This window comes from Sphingobium sp. RC1 (genome assembly GCF_059738765.1).
The window spans coordinates 209998-226509 of the sequence record NZ_AP027308.1; the positions used below are offsets into that span (position 1 = coordinate 209998).

Here is a 16512-nt window from a genome sequence, read left to right on the forward strand (position 1 = left end):
AAATGAGCTCATATAGCAGGATGTGACGGCGTTAGGCAGCACATGTCTGCCGATCGTCATTGGCAGGAGAGAGCCGCCGCGTGATTGGACGGCTGATGTCTCGCACCGTTGGGTGCCGGGGCAAGGATCTCCGCCAGCATATTTAAAGGCGGCCGAGATGGAATTCGCATTTACCGACGAACAACAGATGATCGCGGAGACGGCGCGCAGCTTCTTCGCGGAGAATGCCACAAGCGAGCGCACGCGCAAGGCGATGGCGGGCGACGGCGTCGACCGGGCGCTTTGGCAGGCTTTCTGTCAGGAACTGGGGCTATCCGGCATCGGACTGCCGGAAAGCGCTGGCGGTGCAGGTCTGGGCATGGTGGAGCTGGCAATCATCGCGGAAGCGGCAGGCGCTCAGGTGGCGGCATTGCCTATGCTGAGCAGTCTCGTGCAAGCCGCTCAGGCCATCGCCGCTGGCGGTAATGCGGAGCAGCAGAATGAGTGGCTGCCGCGCCTGATCTCTGGCGAGGTGATCGGCGGTTATTTCAATGGTGCGGACATCCTGTCGGATGGCGACCGGCTGACGGGCGGATCGCGGTTCGTTGCCCATGGCGCCGCTGCCGATATGTTCGTGGTGACCGACATGCGGCAGGTCTGGATTATCCGCGCGGACGCGCCGGGCGTCAGCGTGACGAGTCAGACGAGCATGGACCAGACCCGCCCCTTGGCTCATGTGCAGCTGGACAATGTGGCAGGTGAGCGGCTTGGCGATCCGGGAGCTGCGCTGACCGCTGTCCATCGCGCTGGGTTTATCGCGGGGGCTGCGGAGGCGCTAGGCGGCGCGCAGGCGTGCCTTGACCGGACGGTTAGTTATTCCAAGGAGCGTATTCAGTTCGGTCGGCCGATCGGGTCGTTCCAGGCCTATAAGCACAGGCTAGCGGACATGATGGTGGAGATCGAGCAGGCGCGGTCGGCGGTATATTGGGCTGCCTGCGCCGTGGATGAGGGCGCTGAGGAAGCGGAGATGGCCATCCATGCCGCCAAATCCTTTGCCACTGACACCTATTTCCGCTGCGCCGGTGATATGATCCAGCTTCACGGCGGCATCGGTTTCACCTGGGAGCATGACGCGCATCTGTTTTTCAAGCGCGCCCGTTCGCTTCAGACGATGCTGGGCAACAATGTTTGGCACCGTGAGAAGATCGCCACGATGATCCTGGGAGAAGCGGCATGAAACTCGGATTCTCTCAGCAAGAAGAACTGTTTCGGCAGGAATGCGCCGACTGGCTGAATGGCCAGATGGCGGGCGAATTTCGCGACATCAAGGGCATCACCAAGCTGACCGGCAGCCCGGAACGGCGCAAGGAGTGGGAGCAGCAGCTCGCCGCGCACCGTTGGTCCTGCATCGGTTGGCCATCGCAATGGGGCGGGCGCGACGCGACATTGGCGCAGCAGGTGATCTTTGCCGAGGAATATGCCCGGGCGGGCGTTCCGGGCCGCGTCAATCATATCGGTATCGAGCTTGCTGGTCCCACAATCCTGACTTTCGGCACCGAGGAGCAGAAGCAGCGTTTCTTGCCGGGCATCGCGGGCGGCAAGACCATTTTCTGTCAGGGCTTTTCGGAGCCCAATGCCGGTTCGGACCTGGCGAGCGTGCGGACGAAGGCGCGGCTTGAGGATGGCGAATGGGTGGTGAACGGCCAGAAAATCTGGACCAGCCTTGCCCATATTTCCGACTGGATCTTCGTTGTGACGCGTACGGAAGAGGGGTCGCAGGGGCCGAAGGGCTTGACCTTCCTGATGATGCCGATCGATCAGCCGGGTATCGAGATACGCGGTATCCGCCAGATCAACGGTGATGCGGAGTTCAACGAAACCTTCTTCACTGATGCGCGGTGTCCGGCGGACAGCCTGATCGGCGCGGTGGGCGACGGGTGGCGGATCGCCATGGGTCTGCTGGCATTCGAACGCGGGGTTTCAACGCTGGGTCAGCAGATGGGCTTCCGCAATGAACTTGACGAGATCATCGCGGCGGCCAAGGCCAATGGAGCAGCGAATGATCCGCTGATCCGTCAGCGCCTCGCCAAGGCGGAAGTGGGCCTGCGTCTGATGCGGTATGGGGCCTTGCGCATGCTGTCGCAAACGGATCATGCCAAGATCGATGGCGCTGCCCTGACCTACAAGATCCAGTGGGCGAGTTGGCGCCGCAACCTTGGCGAACTGGCGATGGACGTGCTGGGCCAGGTCGGCGAGATCAGCGATCATGCCGAATATGAATGGGATACGCTGCCCAATCTGTTCCTCTTCTCCCGCGCGGACACGATTTACGGCGGCACTAACCAGATCCAGCGCAACCTGATCGCCGAGCGGGGGCTGGGCCTGCCCCGAGAACCGCGCGGGAACGCCTGAGAGGTGGAGGAGGAAGATGCCTTCGAGCGCTTGAAGAACCTGCCACCGCGGGGGCATCATGCGTTGTTGGGCATCTATAATGTCGATCATGGACCGGACTGGGCGGAACTGGCTTGCCCTTTCGCTCCCGGATTTCTGATGGATGCCGATGCGGGCCTGGTATCGTCCGGCCCCATCATATCGCTGGTCGATGCAGCGGCGGGCGCGGCCGTCATCGCGCGCACGCGTCAGTGGCGGGGGATGGCTACGCTCGACCTGCATATCGATTATCTACGGGCAGCAAGGGCAGGGCACAGCCTTCACGCGCGCGCCCATTGCCATCATATAACGCGCAAGGTCGCTTTCACCCGTTGTGACGTGCATGATGGTGATCCGGAGGCGCCGATCGCCACCGCAACCGCGAGCTTCTTCTTCACGGACGAGTCATGATCGTACGCACCCCCTATGCGCAGATGCTGGGCATCCGGAGCGTCGCGCTGGATGGCGAAACTGCCGTCCTGATGATGCCCGCTGCTCCTTCGCTCGAAGGACGGTCGGGGTTTCTGTATGGCGGCGTCATTGCCAGTCTGCTGGAACTCGCATGTCTTGAGGCCGTCGCGCAGGATCGGAGGGAGCCTTGGCCCAAGCCGATCAACATGTCGTTCGACTTCCTGCGTGGAGGACTGATGATCGACAGCTATGCGCAGGCCCGGCTTATCCGCGTGGGACGAAGGGTGGTGAACGCCGATGCTGTTTGCTGGCAGGCGGATCGGGACAAGCCGATTGCGACGGGTCGCATGCACCTGCTGCTGGACTGAAGCAAAGGGCGCAAGGCAGCACGGTCGGCCGACCAAAACGCTTGGCGAGCGTGATGCTTATGTGGCCGACGCCGGGAGAAAGAGGCCTTGATTGTCATATGACAGGCAACTTTTTCGTCCCTCATGACTTGGCATGATCATCAACCCGCTAGCGACCAGCAAGGGAGAAGTTCATGGCGCAGACTCGTGAGCAGCGTGGCGAAAAGGAAACAAAAGCGGCTGTCGCCAAGGTAAAGAAAACAGGCAAGGCCACCGGTGGCGCGCGCGGAGGGATCACCGCGCCGGTTACGCCCTCTCCTGAGTTGGCCGATATTATTGGCGACAGCAAGATTCCGCGGAGCGAAGTGGTCAAGAAAATCTGGGCCTACATAAAGGCGAATGACCTCCAAAATCCGAAGGACAAGCGAGAGATATTGGCCGATGACAAGCTTGAGAAGATATTCGGAGGCAAGAAGGCCAGCATGTTCGAAATGAACAAGCATTTGGCGAAGCATCTCAAGGCTTGAGATGGATTTTTAGGCGGACTGCCGCAATGAGTGGAAGACCCTCTGCGCTGAATGCGAAGAGGGCCTTCCTTATAGCGCATTGGCGCAGATCGCGTGTCACGCCCGCCCGAACTGGGCGATCAGCAACCACGTTCCACCCGCAATCAGCAGGAAGAGAATAAGCGCGGACCAAGCCGATGCGAACCGGAGCGCGGGCCGATCTCCGGACCATTTCCGCGTTCCGCTGATCATTGGTCCGACAAGATTGTCGCGCCGATGGAGAAGGTAGAAAAGAACGGCCACGACATGAAGGGCCGTGAGGGCAAGAATGACGTTGAAGATGAAGGCGTGCCATTCCGCAGCGACCCGGCCGGTTTCGAAATCCACCAGATAAGAAAAGGGACCGGACTCCATGCCGTCGATATCCACGGAAAAGAAGCCAAGCCCCACCTGCACCGCGAGGATGGTGATCATCGCGATCACACTCCAGCCGCCAACCGGATTATGGCCAGCTGCTGGCGTCGCCGCCCGGTTGAACATATGGCCGCGGACATAGCGAAGCAGCGTCGATGGACCGCCAACGAAGTTAGAGAAACGAGCAGTGCTACTCCCCGCGAAACCCCAGATCAGGCGGAAGAGCAGCAGTGCGAAAATGCTGTAACCGGCTAGCCGATGCCAATCCAGCATGCGTTCTTCAGCAGTCCACCAGGCGAAGCCCAGCAGCGGCACCAGCGTCCAGTGAAACAGGCGGATCGGCAGATCCCAGATACGCAGACGCACCGGCGCGCCGCTCACTTCCGCATCCACCATCAAAGCTCCGCGCGGAAACGATCGTGGCAGCTTTTGCAGGTGCCGCCCAAAACGGTGCGCGCTGCGCCAAGCCCGGCTACATTGCCGCTGGCTGCTGCTGCATCGAGGGCCTTCGAAGCGGTGATCATGTCGCCCTGAAGCTTCACAAACGCCGCATTATCCTTCCAGATTTCGGCCTTGGCGCGCGTCTTGATGCCCGATTCCGGGCCGCTGCCCTTCGGGAAATATTTGGGCAGCAAAGCGGCGCGAGTAGCGATATCACGCGCCAGCGGGCGGACGCTGTTCATATCGGGTGATCCGGACTTAAGCTCATCATTGATGCTTTTGAAAGCTCCGCCAATCTCCTTGTAGCTGGCTTGGCGCGCCTTGATCGCGTTGGTGACCGCAGGTGTGGCGGCATAGGCTGCGTAGCTCGCGGCCAAGCCGACGGCTGCCAAAGCCAGGGAGTAGGGAAGCTTCATCTTTTGCCTCATTCTTTCTGTAATCGTCACGCCAATATTTCGCCGATGGGCCGCTTGGTGTTCATGGCATCCATGCCCCATGAGTCGACCGAAATTCCCATAACCTGTTGGAGTGTCAAGCCGACACGGCTGATCGACTCTCCATTGCCATGGACGTGGATGCCGGATTTGACCTTTCCGCCTGCGCGCCCGGCCAGCATCACCGGAATGCCCAGAACATCATGGTTCTTGGCATAGGATACGTCCGAATGCGCAAATACCAGTGTGTTGTCGAGCAGGGTGCCGTCGCCTTCCTTGATCGCGGCGAGGGCCGACACGAAATCTGACCAGGCTTCCATGCTGCGGGTGGCGAAGAAATCCACGGTCGGCTGATATCCGATGGCGCGGTCGATCATTTCCTCATGCGTGTTCTGGTGATATCCCGTTGTCTGCCCCGCTTGACGCAGATCGGATGCTGCTGTCGAGAAATTCATGTTGAACACGCGAGTCTGGTTGCAAGCCAGTGCCATCGCCAGCATCTGCGCCATCAGCTTGTGATTAATCTTGCGCTGCTGGACATCGGTGATGTCGCCTGACATGGCCGGTGCTTCTGCGGGCACAACGCATGCTTCGGCCGGGGGTGGCTTCTGCAACTGTAGCGCCAGCTTTCCTTCCATCTCGCGGACGGAGGTGAAATATTGGTCCAGACGGGCCTTGTCGGTCGCGCCCAAGCTTGTTTCCAGCGCGCGGCGTTGTTCGGTAACCCCGGACAATACGCTCCGGCGCACCATGATGCGTGGATCGGGCTTGAAATCGGCCTTGTTGGGATCGTTGAAGTCCGGGCCGAAGATCTTGCGGTAGAATTCGACCGGGCTTGGCGTGGCGGCGTTCATGCTGCGTCCGTCGCGGAACGAATAGCTGGTACGCGCATTACCATCCGCCGAAAGATCAAGCGAACGGAAGAAGGAACCGCCGCCGATCGCATCGCCGATAAGGACGTCAAGTGTAGGTGCCCGGATGGCGAGCCAATCGTCCGCGGGCGCGCCCGTGCGGACGGCCGTGTTGCCCGACAGATGAGGCAGATTGCCCTTGCCGTCCAGCATCACGTCGAACCCGGTCAGGACACTTACATGCTGCTTCACAGCAGCAATAGGCGCAAGCTGCGGGGGCAGGTCGTAATCGGCCCCTATCGACTTCGGCTGCCAGCGATCGGGGATCATTCCGCATCCCCAGAACCATGTACCGAAGCGCACGGGCAGGCGCCCGCCCCCCAAGGTCGCGGCAAAGGCCGTACCGTTATTGTCCAGAAATGCGTCCAGCAGCGGTAGCCCCAGCGTTACTGCACCGCCGCCCAATATCCCGCGCAGAAGGAAACCGCGCCGTGTCGTTCCATTCATCAGCCAGTCTCCTTCGATCTGCGAACAGTTGCCACGCGACTTTCAGGAGCAAGGCGCGGCATGGCGTAAAATGCCGGGTCCAGCGCGATGGCGCGCATCAGGGACGGGAAGCGATAGCCGCCCGCCGAAAAGCCCTGACTGAGCCGCGCTATCCCGGCTCCGTCTGCTTCCACCGGATTGCGTCCATTGGCGTAGCGCCATGCCGACTGGACAAGGCAACTGCTGACGCGCGGGCTGTCGTGGAACAGTTGCCCAAGAGCAGCAGCGCCATTGTAGGCCTGCTTTTCGAAATCGCCGGTGACGTCGATCACCTCGTCATGTTCGACCTTTCGGAATTGGCCGACGCCGTCAAACTGTTCCAGCCCCAAGCCTATAGGATCGGTACGGCGGTGGCAGCTGGCGCATTCCTCGTCATCAAGATGCGCCTGAAGCCGGGCGCGCGTTGTCTTGAGCGTCGGGTTGTCGACATTCTGCACCACCGCGAAATTCACGTTCGCGGGGGGGGCGGGGATTTTTTCGCAAAGGAATATCTCGCGCAGCGCTACCCCGCGAAGTGTCGGCGAGGTGCGGCCCGGATGCGAATGCTGCGAAAGCAGGCTGGCATGGGTGAGCAGCCCGGTTCGTGGATCACCTTGCGGAAATTCATAAATGTACCAGTCGGGTTTGGTCACCGGCACGTCGTAGATCGGGCCGAGCGTGCGGTTCATCGCGATGGACCGCGTCGTGAAGAGATCGCGATAGTCGCCCCTCCGATCCACCAGCAACCAGTTGATGGTGCGCAGCGTCTGATCTCGCAGCGAAGTGCCGATGGCCTGCGAATAGGCGGGATAGATAAGGGTGTCCTTCGCCAGGTCGTCCATTCCGTCCAGGCGCAGATAGTCGGTGAAGAAGGCGCGAACACCCTCCTGGAACCGTGGTGAGGCGATCAGCCGATCGACGGCCTTGGCAAGTCCTGCCTGTGTATCGAGCGCGCCGCTGCGTGCTTCGTCGAGCAAGGTCTGATCGGGCGCGCTGTTCCACAACAGGAAGGACAGGCGGCTTGCCTTCGACCATGCATCGACGCTCCGGCGCGACGGGGCAGGGCGATCTATGCGGAAGAGAAATTCGGGGCTGGTCAGCATTCCGCCTAGCGTTGCCGCCAGACCTGCGTGGAAATTTCCGAGCGTCGCTGTCGCCTCTGTCGCTGACCTTGTGAGAGCCGCAACTTCGCCCTCGTTCAAGGGGCGTCGGTAAAGCTGTGAGCCGACACGTTGAATAAACTGGCGGGCGCACGCAGCGCCGTCCTTGTCCGCTGGAGTAGGCGCGCAACCGATCAGTTTTTCGCGATGCTGCTCGTCCGTCACCTGCGTCGCGATGCTGCGGGCCAACGTCTCATATTGTTCAAGGCCTGCTGCCGTGACGGAGACGGCACTGGTGCCGACCGCCTGAAGCCCGTCAATGCGCAGGTCTGGCTCAAACCGGCCGACAATCTTGATGTCGGGGCCGAAAATATCGGCGATGACGCTGCGGTACTGGCTTTCCGTCAATCGCCGGATCTGGCTGGGAGGTGTGTCAGCGTGTGTTTCGTCGGCGCGCGCTCCATTGAGGGCGATGCTGAGCCCAAGGGTGAGGCAGGCGCCAGCTAGGGCTAGCGAGGGAAGGGCGCGGACCTTCATGGACGCACCTCGCTTTGTGCGATCTGGTTGGGCGCAGCGAGGAAGGCTTTGACGCCGACAAAATCATAGGCCGACGATATGGCAGTGAAGCGGCCAGTGCGCGGATCGCGATAGCCGTCGGCCAGACGATCGATCGCCTTGCGCACACCGGGGCAGGATACTCGCGTCAGATTGGCACCATTCTGGGTCATCTGTTCAATCGAGTCATAGAAGCTGTCCAGTGTGTAATAGCCAAAGATGCTGCCTTCTATCGAGCCATCAGGGCTGAACTTTGCACGTAACCGGGCGCCCCGGATATGACGGGGCGCATCCACTATCTGTTCTTTGTAGTTCATCGTCAGATCGACCGGGTCAGTCGTCAGGATGCCTCCTGTAATGCGACCTGAGACCGTGGCGCGGAGTCGAGGATCAGGATCGGGCGTAAAGGTGGCACGGGCGAGCGGGCCGCCACGGCCGTTGCGGGTCAGCGGTTCACTGACGGCAAGAATGGTGACGCTCACTTCAGGATCATCCTGAAGGCTATCGACGCCGCGAAGCTCGATTACAGTAGGCGCCCGGGCCGAGATCATGGTCTTACCCGCAACTTCTTCCTTGCCGTTTTCGCGGAAGGTAGAAACGCAGCCGACGGCGCGCCAAAGCCGGTTATCGACGCCACTTGCGCCATCTGGCCCTTCGAAATCCAATTTTCCTTTTCTACCGTCCAGGTCGATACCGGCGGCAATCTTGCCCTCATAGGTTTTGAAGTTCTTCGCCAATGCCGGGAAATCGGCGGGGTTGGAGCAGGCGCTGTAAACCACTTCGCGCTTCTGGAAGGCGAGCCGCCCGGCGCCTTTGGGTAAACCATTCAGGGCGCCGATCGCCGCCGCCAGCTCCTGCGTCGGCTCTGCCTTTGGATCGTAGCCCGGCGGGAAGATTGCGGAAGATGAGTGGTCGCCGCGAAGAAATATTCTGCGGAATTTGAAATATTCGTTCATCCGCTGCTCAAGTTCCTGCCGTTTCTCCTTACCGGCATATTTGGCCTGCTCGGCAGGCGACAGCATGGCATAGAACCGATCGAGATCCCCGCTATCGGGCACGGGACAACTGTCTTTTTCCCCACCCTGGGCAAGATAGACATTGCTGAGTACGAAGGCATGCACACCGGTTTCACCGCCGGTGGGCGCGTCGGCGCCGATGAGGGACGCCGCGATCAGGGGCAGGGCCACATATGTTCTGGTCGGCCGATCGCCGGTCGATCCCAATCTGCCCTTCATATATTCCTCTCTGATGCCGCTTTATGCGGGTGCTTCAGATTTCATGACTCTTCCTGCGGTTTGCCACCACCCCAAAATCGATCATATGGCGCGGCAATTTCGCGCATCCATTCTGCGCCAACTCCGGGAACAGAAAGATTTATCCTGGACGTTGGATCGACTAGGTTGATCGAAAATCAAGGGAAGTATCAATGCGGCCATTACAGACGGAATCCGGCGAATGGCATCTTGCCGAGAGCGTCGCTGAGCGCGTGCTCGCCATTTATGCCGAAGCGTTCGGGTCCACTGAACCACTTTTTGCCCATGTAGGCCGGTCGCGCGATGGGGAAAGTTCATTGAGAGCCTTGCCGGTTTCCGATCTTGCACGGATGACCAGCCAGGCGATTAACGAACTGGCGCGCCGGGACGCGGTGATGATAGGGCGCCGGGGGCTAGGCCCGTGCGATTGGCGCGTCATAATGTACAGCCTGACGAGCGCACGAACCTTGCGTGAAGCCATCATGCGTTGCTGCGATTGTTTTGAAGCCATCGACTGGCGATGTGGCAAGATGGCGCTGCGGACCCATGGGGACAGGGCTGAACTTCAATTGGAGGCTATGCGACCCGGCGGGTCGACGTCAGCGGGCTGCTTGATCGACCTTTTCGGTGTGATGGAAATACATGGCCTGTTTGGTTGGCTGATCGACCATGCGATCCCAGCACGCAATGCCTGGTTGAAGCATGCGCCCGAAATATTCGAGGCGCTTAACCTGCCGGTATTGCCGTTTCCGGTGCGCCTAAACGAGGGCTGGAGCGGTTTTGATTTCAGTGCGTCTCTGTTGGATTATCCCGTAATGCGCAGCTGGGAAGACCAGCATCGTCGGCCGCTCAGCAATCTCCTGTTCGTCTCCAACGCTCAGGAAGCCGACCGGCCGCCAACCGAGATACGCGTTCGCGGCATTGCGATGGCAGCGCTCAAAAATGACAGGCGGCTGCCTTCCTTTAGTGAGATCGTGAGCAGGCTAGGAGGAAGCGAAGCTACGCTTCGCCGCCAGTTGGCGCGTGAAGGGACAAGTTACCGCCAGGTACGCGAAAGTTGCCGCCGCGAACTGGCGCTGCATTTACTGCGCCGAACAGAGATATCGATCGAGGACATAGCGGCCAGGCTCGACTACTGCGATTCAGATGCTTTCCGTCAGGCGTTCCGCGCATGGACGGGGCATTCACCGACTGCTTATCGCTATGAAAGTGGAAGCGCGATGTTCCAGCCGTAGAAGATAAATCAGGTGGAGTTCTGAAATCTCGACGTTGGTCTGTCAGAGGATGCTGACTGACCCTCGGGCGGTGGCTTCGTTGATCTTCTCAAAAGGATGCTGGCCTCCACGCTCCAGCAGGGACATGGAGGCCAGCCAGAATTTACCACTTGAAGTTGACGGTGGCGCCGAATTCACGTGGGTTCATGACGTTTACGGTACGGTAGCCTGAGTCCAGCGACGTCCCGCTTTGCGTTGGCGTTATCGCATTACCGAGCGAGATGTTTGTGATCCGCTTCTGGTTGAGCAGGTTACGGGCAAAAGCAGTGATTTCCCACTTGCTCTCAGGCCCACGCAGGCCGACGAACAGGTTCAGAAGTTCCCGGTCCTGATAGCGGTAATTTACCTGTTCAGATGTAAAGCCCGGACGATAGGTAAACAGCGCCCGGACGAAGGGAGTGTACTCACCCATGGGGAAACGGACTTCAGTATTCGCGGTAAGGCTGAAGTCAGGGCTTTCCGCCATGCGACCGTTCGTGCGGCAATAGCTGACGTTACCTGGGCCAGTGATGACAGGGGTTCCGTTCTGGTTAGGAACGCCGGATCCATCGAAGTCATTGCACGGCACAGTCGCGTTGCTGAAGCGCGCGCGCGTGTATGCAGCCGAGAGATTCAGATCCCAAGTGTCTATGAACCGCGCGTCGATCGATGCTTCGATACCTTTCACCTTAGCATCGGCATTATAGTTGAAATCGAAACCGCCGTTGGTTGGTTCGCCTGGCGCGATCGGAGTTCCGCTCGCGCTGCACGCTCCAAACGCTTCAGGGCAGTTATATTGGATGCCGGTGAAGCGTGTCAGGAAGCCGTCATATTTCTGATAGAAGGCCGCAACCGCGAAGTTGATCCGACGATCCATCAAGGAGCCCTTGAAACCGACTTCAAAGGAATCGGTCTTTTCACCCCGCGTGGAAATAAGGTCGTTGGAAATTCCGGCCGGGACCGCAACGCCGGTACTGCCCGCGCGGAAGGCGCGGCCATAGGCGGCATAGACGTTTAGGGCGTCGCTGATAGCGTAATTGATGTTCAGGCCGCCTGTCAGCGGCTTGTTCGTGCGCCTTTGTAGTTCGGGAGGTATGATTTCTACGGGTCCGACCGTGCCGCTCGGCAACAATGGATGTGACCCGAAGATCAGTGTTTGCTGCGTGGTTTGTACGCTCTTCATAATCGAATAGCGAAGGCCGCCTTCGATCGTCAGGGGGCCGGACTTAAACCGCAGATTGCCCGCGAAAGACCAAGTCTTTGTATCGACGGGAACGACGACATTCACGCCGATCGGCAGAGTGTTCGGCACGGAAAATCCGGGAGCCACTGGAATCAAGGCATCAGGACCGAAAAACGGTGCCAGGAAGCTGTCCGCGCGCTGATCGACGATAGTGTCGCCCGTTTGCTTTGTGTAGAAGGCGCTGACGCCCCCGCCTAAGCCTTCGTCATTGTTGGTCTGCCAGCGCAGCTCTGCGGTATCCACCTTATAAGGGGTCACGACTTTAGATGCGGCGATATAGCCAGGAACGGAATTCCCCGAGTCGAGATCGCGCTCGTTATCCAGCTTGGTATATTGATGCGCGCCGACAAACGACACGGTCGAACCGCCAAGATCATAGTCGAATGCCAGATTGACCATATGCGTCAGGTTTCGCACTTCAAAAGTGCCATCGGCTACCGCCTTATAATCCGATGGGGAAAGAGCCGGGCCAGATAAAACTCCGCTGAATGCAAAAGGTTCGTTGCCGGGGCCTGCTACCTGCTGGAACTGCCGGTTGTCAGCGTGAAGATACTGATAAGTCAAATAAGCGGTGAAATCTTCGCTCGGCCTCCAACCCAAGGTAGCGCGAACACTTTGGGTGTCGCTATGTGAACGCTCACCGCGGGTGATATTGGTGACATTATTGAGCCGGTTACCATCAACCACGGCCGCGACGCGCAGAGCCAGCTGATCGTTGAACGGAAGGGATACGCCGGCCTGCACGTTATAGCCTGCACGATCCGTTGCAGTGGCCTGTGCAAAGCCTTCAATCGTATCGAAATTCGGGCGGCGCGTACGAATGGTGATCGCGCCAGCGGGAGCTGACAGGCCGCGAAGCAGGCCTTGAGGTCCGCGTAGAACTTCGATCTGCTCGATATCATATATCGCCGTGAATACCGTCTGAGCGTCGGTCGGGATTTCATTATAGTAAATCATCACTGCTGGACCCGTCCCCTGATCGGGGTCGAAGGTCACGCCGCGCAGTGTGGTGGTGTTGTTGCGGCCGGTGGTGTTGGTCAGTTCAAGGCCCGGAGCCAGCTGCTGCACATCCTTGACGTCGAAAATGTTGAATTTTTCAAGCTGTTCGCCAGTGGCCACGTTTACGGACATCGAAACGTCCTGCAACTTTTCTGCACGGCGCGTGGCGGTGACGATGATTTCATTGCTGGAATTTTCTGCCCCGGCCTGTGCATAAGCAACTGCGGGCACGGTAAAAGCAGAAACGCCAGCGCACAGGAGCGCCGCGCGTGAGACACGCTTAATTCGCATCGATAATCCTCCCCTGAGGGTGTTGCTGTTAAACGGCTCTCGTTAATTTGGGCCGTTTCGTGCACTATATTCGAGTAGACAACGCTAGCAACGCTTTTCTAAACGGCGACGTGCGAAATGAACCGGATGAGCAAAATTGCTTGGCTGGTTGGATGCGCCGAACAGAAAGGGCAACGCTAAACCTTGCTTCAGCAGCCTTGCGTTGGCGCCAAGATGCCGCCGCAAAACAATCCGGTCAAACGGCGTGCATGAGCATTGAGATGGGCCGGGTCGATGCTGTTTTCGGCCTCGCCCTGGAAAAAGCGGCGATGGGATTCAGAGAGGATGAGGCTGGTGAGAGACTCAGCCGCGAAAGCTACATCCTGATCGGGGATGGCGCCCTGGTCGATCAGCGATTGTAGAAATGCGATCATCGGATCGAGATAGCGGCGCACTACGACTTGTTCGATATGAGGGCGGGCTTCTTCCATGAAGGAGGGGTTCAACATCAGTAGACGGCGCATGCCGGTGGCATAGGGTTCGCACACTTCGACAAGGCAGGCCTCAACGAACGCGAGCAGGCTTTCGCGCCAGTCGGGGCGGGGAGGGACGGTCATCGGTTCGAGGCCATAACCCAGCATTTGCCGAACGACCGCGGCAAATAGCGCGGATTTGTTGGGATAATGGGCGTAGACGGTTTTCCGCGACAGACCGGATGCCGCGATGATCGAGTTCATCGTGAGGTTCGGCCCATGTTCGACGAGCATCTGCATGGCGGTATCGACCAGGTGCTGCTCGACGTCGCCGCTTTCTTCGCGGCGGGGGCGGCCGGGGCGGCGGATGGGGGGAGTGGAAACCATGAAGGAAAGCATTGGCAAAAAAAGCTTCGGTTGAAAATAAACAATCTTGTTTCTTTTTGTCGCGGCGCTATCCGTGTCGCGGTCGATCAAGATTGGAGTCATTCCGCTTGCCGCTTTCTGGCCCGCGCCGTTCCTCGTTCATGCTCTGTGCGCTGCTGTCCGCCTGCGCGCCGTCGATCGAACTCGCGCGCCCCAGGATCGCGTTGCCAGAGCGGTTTGAAGCGGCGCCCGCCCAGGTCGCCGAGGAAAGGCTGGATCGTTGGTGGAGCCGTTTCAACGACGCGCAACTTTCCGCATTTGTGGAACAGGCGCTGGCGCAGAATACCGATGCCCGATCAGCCTATTTCCGGCTGCGCGAAGCGCGCGCCATTCGTGACCAGTCGCTGTCGCAACGCCTGCCGACGGGCGCCATCAGCGGATCCGCCAAGATACAGGATGGCAGCCAGCTGTCGGGAACCGATCTGTTCGGGTCGACCGCGCGCAGTGACAGCCAGTCGCTGGCCTTCAGTCCCAGCTGGGAACTCGACCTGTTCGGCAGGCTGGGCGCGATCGGACAAGGCGCGCGGGCGACCTATGTGGCGGCGGCCTATGATTATCATGCGGCCCGGTTGAGCCTGGCCGCCGATGTTGCGAGCGCGCTGTTCGAGGCGCGAGGGCTGGCTGTCCAACGCGACGACGCGCAGGAGGGGTTGCGCATCGCGAGAGAGTTGGAACGGGCGTCGCGGCTCGGCCGGGATCGCGGGCTGGTAGCGGCTTCGGAAACGGCTCGGTTGGAAGGCGACGCGGCAACGGCGCAGGCGGAGCTGACGCGGATCGAGACGGCGCTGCGAAACGCCAAGCGGTCATTGCTGGTCCTGATCGGAACGCCGGACGCCCCGACCGATAGCCTGCCTATAGAGGCGCGGCTCGACACGGCGCCGCCGGTTCCGCCGCTGCTGCCCGCGTCGCTGCTGACGCGGCGACCGGACATATTGGCCGCCGAGGCGCGGGTTGCGGCAGCGACGAGCGCCGTCAAGGTCGACAGGCTGGCGCTGTTCCCCCGTTTCACGCTTCAGGGCAACGGCAGCATCAACCGCACGTCCGGGGTAGCGGGCGGCGTTTCGAGCCTGTGGTCCATCGCCGCCGGATTGAGCCTGCCGGTTCTGGACCGCACCCGCCTGATGGCGCAATTGCGCGCGACGGAGGCGCAGGGCGAACGCGCCGTGGTAAGCTATGAGGCGGCGGTGCAGGCGGCCTTCCGGGATGCCGACATCGCGCTGGCGCTGGTCGCTGCCGACCGGGTGCGGCTCGCCGACCTCAGCCTTGCCGAGGAGCGGGCGCGCTTTGCGTTTGATGCCGGGCGCAAGGGTTATCGCGCCGGGCTGACCGATCTTACGACGTTGATTCAGGCGGAACAGACGTGGCGCTCCGCGCGCCGTGCGCTTACCAATGCGCGTACACAGGCGCTGGGCAATGCCGTCGGCGCATTCCGTGCGCTGGGCGGCGGGTGGAGCCCGGACGATCCCGCGACGGCGCCTGAACAGCCGCCGGTCGCCCTGCCTATTCAATCCAAGGAAATGCCGTGATCTTCAAGCCGCATCCCTTTGCCATGGCGCTTCCCCTCGCCCTGCTGCTTGCCGCCTGCGGTGGGGGCAAGGAAGCGGCGAAGGAGCCGCCGCCGCCGACCGTGACGGTGGCCATGGTCGATCATCGGGCGCTGGCAGGAGGTCTGAGCGCATCGGGCCGCCTGATCCCGCGCGAGGAAGTTGCGGTCGCGCCGGAGCTTTCGGGCTATCGCATCGCGCGCGTGCTGGTGGAAGAAGACGCCAGGGTAGGCGCTGGACAGGTGCTGGCGGTGCTGGACGATACGCTGCTGCGTTCGCAGATCGATCAGGCGCGCGCGCAGTTGAGCCAGCAGCAGGTCGCCTATGAAAGGGCTCGCATGGACGCGGGCCGGGTAGCGGGCCTCGACAATCAGGGCGTGCTGTCGCAGGAGGCGATCGACCAGCGGCGCATCGCGGCGCGATCGGCGCAGGCCGCCGTGGGCGTGGCAAAGGCGCAGCTTGACGACCTGCTGACCCGCCAGAGCCGGTTGATCATCCGATCGCCCGTCGCGGGCCGTGTTCTCCAGCGGTCCGCGCGGCCGGGCGAACCATCCGCGTCGGGCACGGTGCTGTTCACCATTGCGCGCGACGATCTGGTCGAATTGGACGCCGAGGTTGCGGAAGCGGCCATGGGAACGCTTTCCATCGGTGACCCCGCGACGGTTACATTGGCGTCGGGAACCAGGCTGTCGGGCAAGATCAGGCTGCTGGGCGCGCGCGTCGATAATCAGACAGGTCTTTCGAGCGCGCGCATCGCTTTGCCGGTGAACCCGCAATTGCGCCCCGGCGGCTTTGCCAAGGCGGAGTTCGTCAAAGCCAGCGGCACGGTGTTGGCCGCGCCTGAAGCCGCTGTGCACTATGATGCCGACGGCGCCTATATGCTGTTGCTCGACAAGGCCGACCGGGTTCATCGCGCTTCGGTACGGACAGGGCGGCGCGCGGGTGGCATGGTCGAGATATTGAGCGGCGCGAAGCCCGGCGTGCGGGCCGTGTTGGGCGGCGGCGCTTTCCTGCTGGAGGGTGACCGGGTGCGGATCGCCGCTGGCAGGGGCAAGTAA

15 protein-coding genes are annotated in these 16512 nt (G+C 60.7%); 8 read left to right on the top strand and 7 right to left on the bottom strand.

Going from position 1 to position 16512, the window contains the following annotated elements; genetic code table 11:
• Positions 1–157 precede the first annotated feature (157 nt).
• The 5 genes from AC6JBC_RS15025 (at position 158) to AC6JBC_RS15045 (ending at position 3694) form a co-directional block, all read left to right on the top strand.
• The gene (locus AC6JBC_RS15025; RefSeq protein ID WP_498026285.1) at positions 158–1216 is read left to right on the top strand and encodes an acyl-CoA dehydrogenase family protein; all 1059 of its coding nucleotides are present in this window, start codon (positions 158–160) and stop codon (positions 1214–1216) included.
• Positions 1213–2391, top strand: coding sequence for an acyl-CoA dehydrogenase family protein (locus AC6JBC_RS15030; RefSeq protein WP_498026286.1), 1179 nt, complete (start codon positions 1213–1215; stop codon positions 2389–2391). The genes AC6JBC_RS15025 and AC6JBC_RS15030 overlap by 4 nt, the downstream gene beginning before the upstream one ends.
• A gap of 30 nt (positions 2392–2421) precedes the next feature.
• Positions 2422–2820, top strand: coding sequence for a PaaI family thioesterase (locus AC6JBC_RS15035; RefSeq protein ID WP_498026287.1), 399 nt, complete (start codon positions 2422–2424; stop codon positions 2818–2820).
• Positions 2817–3188 carry a PaaI family thioesterase gene (locus AC6JBC_RS15040; RefSeq protein ID WP_498026288.1) on the top strand — a complete coding sequence of 124 codons (372 nt, stop codon included), beginning with the start codon at positions 2817–2819 and terminating at the stop codon, positions 3186–3188. The genes AC6JBC_RS15035 and AC6JBC_RS15040 overlap by 4 nt, the downstream gene beginning before the upstream one ends.
• Before the next feature lie 173 nt (positions 3189–3361).
• Positions 3362–3694 (top strand): SWIB/MDM2 domain-containing protein, encoded by a 333-nt coding sequence (locus AC6JBC_RS15045; RefSeq protein WP_464780342.1) that lies wholly within the window; start codon positions 3362–3364, stop codon positions 3692–3694.
• A 96-nt stretch (positions 3695–3790) separates the two neighbouring features.
• Here AC6JBC_RS15045 and AC6JBC_RS15050 read toward each other — a convergent pair whose 3' ends face one another.
• From AC6JBC_RS15050 to AC6JBC_RS15070, 5 genes are read right to left on the bottom strand one after another with little or no spacing between them, the layout of a single operon-like run.
• Positions 3791–4483 (bottom strand): cytochrome b/b6 domain-containing protein, encoded by a 693-nt coding sequence (locus AC6JBC_RS15050; protein ID WP_498026289.1) that lies wholly within the window; start codon positions 4481–4483, stop codon positions 3791–3793.
• Complete coding sequence (locus tag AC6JBC_RS15055; RefSeq protein WP_498026290.1) at positions 4483–4944, bottom strand: c-type cytochrome; 462 nt, start codon at positions 4942–4944, stop codon at positions 4483–4485. Before AC6JBC_RS15055 ends, AC6JBC_RS15050 begins: the two co-directional genes overlap by 1 nt.
• Positions 4945–4970: 26 nt before the next feature.
• Positions 4971–6320: a DUF1552 domain-containing protein gene (locus tag AC6JBC_RS15060; protein WP_498026291.1), complete on the bottom strand. Its 1350-nt coding sequence runs from the start codon at positions 6318–6320 to the stop codon at positions 4971–4973.
• On the bottom strand, positions 6320–7975 hold the full coding sequence (locus tag AC6JBC_RS15065) for a DUF1592 domain-containing protein (protein WP_498026292.1): 1656 nt from the start codon (positions 7973–7975) through the stop codon (positions 6320–6322). The genes AC6JBC_RS15060 and AC6JBC_RS15065 overlap by 1 nt, the downstream gene beginning before the upstream one ends.
• A complete protein-coding gene (locus AC6JBC_RS15070) occupies positions 7972–9228 on the bottom strand; it encodes a hypothetical protein (RefSeq protein WP_498026293.1) in 1257 nt (418 codons plus the stop codon). Before AC6JBC_RS15070 ends, AC6JBC_RS15065 begins: the two co-directional genes overlap by 4 nt.
• A 191-nt stretch (positions 9229–9419) precedes the next feature.
• On the opposite strand from AC6JBC_RS15070, the gene AC6JBC_RS15075 reads away from it, so the two are divergent.
• The gene (locus AC6JBC_RS15075; protein WP_498026294.1) at positions 9420–10481 is read left to right on the top strand and encodes an AraC family transcriptional regulator; all 1062 of its coding nucleotides are present in this window, start codon (positions 9420–9422) and stop codon (positions 10479–10481) included.
• A gap of 142 nt (positions 10482–10623) precedes the next feature.
• On the opposite strand, the gene AC6JBC_RS15080 is transcribed toward AC6JBC_RS15075, so the two are convergent.
• Both AC6JBC_RS15080 and AC6JBC_RS15085 read right to left on the bottom strand, forming a co-directional pair.
• On the bottom strand, positions 10624–13032 hold the full coding sequence (locus tag AC6JBC_RS15080) for a TonB-dependent receptor (RefSeq protein ID WP_498026295.1): 2409 nt from the start codon (positions 13030–13032) through the stop codon (positions 10624–10626).
• Between the two features lie 188 nt (positions 13033–13220).
• A complete protein-coding gene (locus AC6JBC_RS15085; protein ID WP_498026296.1) occupies positions 13221–13961 on the bottom strand; it encodes a TetR/AcrR family transcriptional regulator in 741 nt (246 codons plus the stop codon).
• Between the two features lie 17 nt (positions 13962–13978).
• On the opposite strand from AC6JBC_RS15085, the gene AC6JBC_RS15090 reads away from it, so the two are divergent.
• Entirely contained in the window at positions 13979–15436 is a 1458-nt protein-coding gene (locus tag AC6JBC_RS15090; protein WP_498026297.1) for an efflux transporter outer membrane subunit, read from the top strand.
• A complete protein-coding gene (locus AC6JBC_RS15095; protein ID WP_498026298.1) occupies positions 15433–16512 on the top strand; it encodes an efflux RND transporter periplasmic adaptor subunit in 1080 nt (359 codons plus the stop codon). The genes AC6JBC_RS15090 and AC6JBC_RS15095 overlap by 4 nt, the downstream gene beginning before the upstream one ends.